The organism is Legionellales bacterium (assembly GCA_026125385.1).
Lineage (GTDB): Bacteria > Pseudomonadota > Gammaproteobacteria > JAHCLG01 > JAHCLG01 > JAHCLG01.
Genome location: JAHCLG010000061.1, coordinates 1 through 3,652, shown reverse-complemented (window position 1 = coordinate 3,652; position 3,652 = coordinate 1). Strand labels below are relative to the sequence as shown.

At 35.3% G+C, this 3,652-nt stretch carries 4 protein-coding genes; all 4 read left to right on the top strand.

Going from position 1 to position 3,652, the window contains the following annotated elements; translation table 11 throughout:
• The first annotated feature begins 61 nt into the window (after nt 1-61).
• A complete protein-coding gene (locus KIT27_12295; GenBank protein ID MCW5590426.1) occupies nt 62-1,036 on the top strand; it encodes an alpha/beta hydrolase in 975 nt (324 codons plus the stop codon).
• Between the two features lie 9 nt (nt 1,037-1,045).
• Nucleotides 1,046-2,164, top strand: a complete 1,119-nt coding sequence (locus tag KIT27_12290) for a class I SAM-dependent methyltransferase (protein MCW5590425.1) — start codon at nt 1,046-1,048, stop codon at nt 2,162-2,164.
• A 235-nt stretch (nt 2,165-2,399) separates the two neighbouring features.
• Nucleotides 2,400-3,257, top strand: coding sequence for an alpha/beta hydrolase (locus KIT27_12285; GenBank protein MCW5590424.1), 858 nt, complete (start codon nt 2,400-2,402; stop codon nt 3,255-3,257).
• Nucleotides 3,232-3,652 (top strand): hypothetical protein (locus KIT27_12280; protein ID MCW5590423.1); only part of this gene is annotated, 421 nt, incomplete at its 3' end. The genes KIT27_12285 and KIT27_12280, both read left to right, overlap by 26 nt.

Genomic DNA, 3,652 nt, shown 5'->3' with positions numbered 1-3,652 from the left:
AAATATAAATTTCAATCCATTTTCATTAGACACAGAAAATAAACTTTAAAGGGTAGTAATTATGTTTACTGATTATTTTGAAATTCCAAATGATATAAGAATATTTTACAAGGTCTATGGTTCAACTGATGAATCAAATAAAAAAATTAATCCAAAACAACAGACTTTAATATTTCTTCATGGTGGACCAGGAGTTGTAGACCATACGCTATATGAAGCCTACTGGTCCAAATTTAGCGCCAAAAATCTATCTGGGTTACCTTTGCAAGTTATATTTATTGATCACCGCGGTTCTGGCCGAAGTTACTATAAAAAAAATGGTGTTAGAGACTATGGTGATAAATCGCTCTGGACACTAAAACAATGGGGTAAAGATGTTCATAATTTTTTTACTGCATTTGGAATTGAAAAACCAATATTAGCTGGCGTCTCGTTTGGTGGATTTGTTGCAATATCCTGTGCCACACAATATCCAAGTGAACTTGGCGGGCTAATTCTTTGTGATACTGATGCTCAATTTAATTTAGATGAAGTATTAGAACACTTCGCACAGAAGGTGAGAGACAAAGGCCATGATGAAACCAGGGTAACTCAAGTATGCTCCGTCGCAAAAAAAATGTTCTCTAATACAAATGCCGAAACCTACGCTGAGTATGTTAGAACCTGTATCCCATATTGTGCAACCAAACCTTATGAACCAAAAATGATTGCCAGTTGTGTCACTAATCCTGAAGTTGCTTACATTTTTAATAATCGAGAGCTAACTCACTTTAACTTCTTGCCAAATTTGCCCAGTGTCGAGTGTCCAATCTTGATTTTGACGGGTGATCAGAATCCTGTGCACACTCTTGCAAGTGCTAAACGCACAGCAGATGTAATACCGAGCGACAGACTGACTTATCGATTATTTAAAGGCGCTGGCAGCCCAGTATATAGAGATTGTGAAGCAGCCGTCACTGACACTATTAATAGTTACTTAGATAGTTTGCCAGCACCCAAACAGCATGGTGCCATGCGTTTAATTAGTAAATTATAGAGAATTATAATGTGTAGTGAAACTAATAACTTTCACCATTTCATGGATATTGCTGAGGGTATTCGCTTAATAAGTTATCGTAATATTCCTGATTTAGATAAAAAATTCCCTGATTTTTTTCAAAAATGTAATCAGTTATGCGCCGCTTATGTTTATAATTATCTGCTCTCTTCTGGTTGTAGCAGACTGGTAAACATTGACACATTGAGAAACGAATTAAACATTACTAATAATTTTACCAAATTTTATAGATATATGTTAAAAATCCTTAATGATGATGGCCTGGTCAAAATTGAAGGTAACTCTCTAAGATTCAAATCAAACCAAGAAATACCAATTGATATAGCAACGTTGAAAAATAGTTACCCGATGTTCAAAGGTACACTTGAGCTTCTCGAGCACTGTGTCAATCATTACCCCGTAGCATTATCAGAAACAGTACCCTCTATTAGTGTTTTATTTCCCGAAGGCAATACGAGCTTTCTTGATAAAATCTATTCTCAAGACACAGATAAATACTCTGAAATGCCGATAATTCAAGATATTGTTATACAAGCCATATCAAAAATTAACAATACCACATCATTACAAATTCTTGAGATAGGTGGAGGTCGCGGTCTCTTTACTCGTCAACTATTTGCTCATGTCAAATCAACACATAACCTTAAATATCATTTCACAGACTTATCAAAGCGGTTTGTAATTGATATGAAACACCATGGAAATGAAAAACAAATTAGCAACTTACACAGCTTCAAATTTGACGTAACAAGAGATCCGCTGAGTCAAAATTTAGTTCCATATTCATATGACATAATCATTGGACAAGACATTGTTCATGCCACACCAAATTTAGAATTAACGCTTAAAAATCTACAAATGCTATTATCAAAAAATGGTATATTGTGTCTTTTAGAAACCACATCAGCCGGTCGCTGGAATAATTTAATCATGGGAGTAACCCATGGATGGTGGCTATTTAATGATAACTGGAGAAAGTTTACACCACTCATATCAATTGATGCTTGGCAATCTGTCGTACAATTAACTGGATATACAAAAACACACACCATATTTTTTGACAACTCTCACAGTGATGCTGCTTTAATTTTAGCTGGTGTGGGCTAGAACTTTCATGCAAAAAAATTAAAGAAATGTCTTTTTTACTGTAAGATTCTATAGGACGGTAACTAGTTCCCATAGATTGGACAAAAAATTAGGAAAAGAGGTAACCTCCCATAAAATAATAATAAAGTAGAAGGATGTTTTAAATATGGTTGTGATTGGTTTTTTCGGGGAACATCGGCACTAACTTTAATCCATTTAAACTAACAGTAAAAGATTAAAAACTAGAGTAAAAAACATGCCTTACGTAACTATTAACGATATAAAATTGCATTACTACACCATTGCTGACATCGATGATGATAAACCCACGTTAATATTTCTCCATGGTGGTGCGGGCATGGCCGATCACACCATTTATATTCCTTTTTGGTCTCAATTATCTGCTCAGGCTAATGTAATATTTGTTGACCAACGTGGCTGCGGGAAGAGTGAAAAAGGTGATCCACAAAAATGGAACTTAACCCAACACGGTAAAGATGTTTTTTTATTTTGCGATGCTTTAGGTATAACAAATCCAATAGTCGCCGGTGTTTCTTGGGGTGGATATGTTGCGCTATCCTATGCTATTCAATATCCAAAACACCCCATGGCATTAATCCTGTGCAACACTGAAGCTAAGGTATCAGCAAGTGCCAGGTATGACGCTTTCCTCAGAATCGCCAATGCTGATGCTGCTGTTGCTGTGAGAAACTTTGACGAAAATTGGAACCCATCAACTAATACGGAATACTTTAAAAAATGCTTACCATTTTACGCAAAGAAAGCGTATACACCAGAAGAATTAAGTGGGTGTATTCAAAACCCTGAACTTTGGGAAAAATATATGACGACAGAACACAGGGCTTTTGATTTTACATCCAAATTACACACTATCACTTGTTCTGTGCTTCACCTCGCCGGTGAAAACGACCCTGTCCATCCCACAAGTTGTGCTATTGAAACAGCAAAAAAAATAGGGGAAAACTATCAATTGAAAATAATTAAAGATACTGGTGATCCTGTATATAGAGACAAGCCAGAGGAAACAATTACCATTATCACAGAATTTCTAAGCAAGTTATTACATCATGAATCTATGCCACAATTTAGTTAAAAAACTCATTTTGTTTGCTACAAGTAACGCTCTAACGGAATTTGGTAAACATTGTTGCAAAACAGCAGTAACAGCAAAAACTGAGGTATTGCTTAAGACATTTATTCATATAATGGCAATATGGAATTTCAGTGAAACGTTTTTCAAAGACTCTAAAAATATCCATAATTTGCTTTTAGGCGCTGAACAAGATCCTTACCCCTTACAAACAGAATCTTTAATCGAACAAATCAAAGTAATTACAACCTTCGACAGCTCGAAGCAATTAACTAAAATTAAAATTCCATCGCTAAATACTCGCCGAATGAAGATCTTAAGATATTCGCGATGCTGTTTTTCTGCAATACTCAACCCAACTTCAACAAAAAAATTGTATCTAACAATCAACAATGAGT

What these genes read in the sequence shown, in the direction of transcription:
- KIT27_12295 (MCW5590426.1), top strand. Translation starts at nt 62, where the DNA reads ATGTTTACTGATTATTTTGAAATTCCAAATGATATAAGAATATTTTAC.
- KIT27_12290 (MCW5590425.1), top strand. Translation starts at nt 1,046, where the DNA reads ATGTGTAGTGAAACTAATAACTTTCACCATTTCATGGATATTGCTGAG.
- KIT27_12285 (MCW5590424.1), top strand. Translation starts at nt 2,400, where the DNA reads ATGCCTTACGTAACTATTAACGATATAAAATTGCATTACTACACCATT.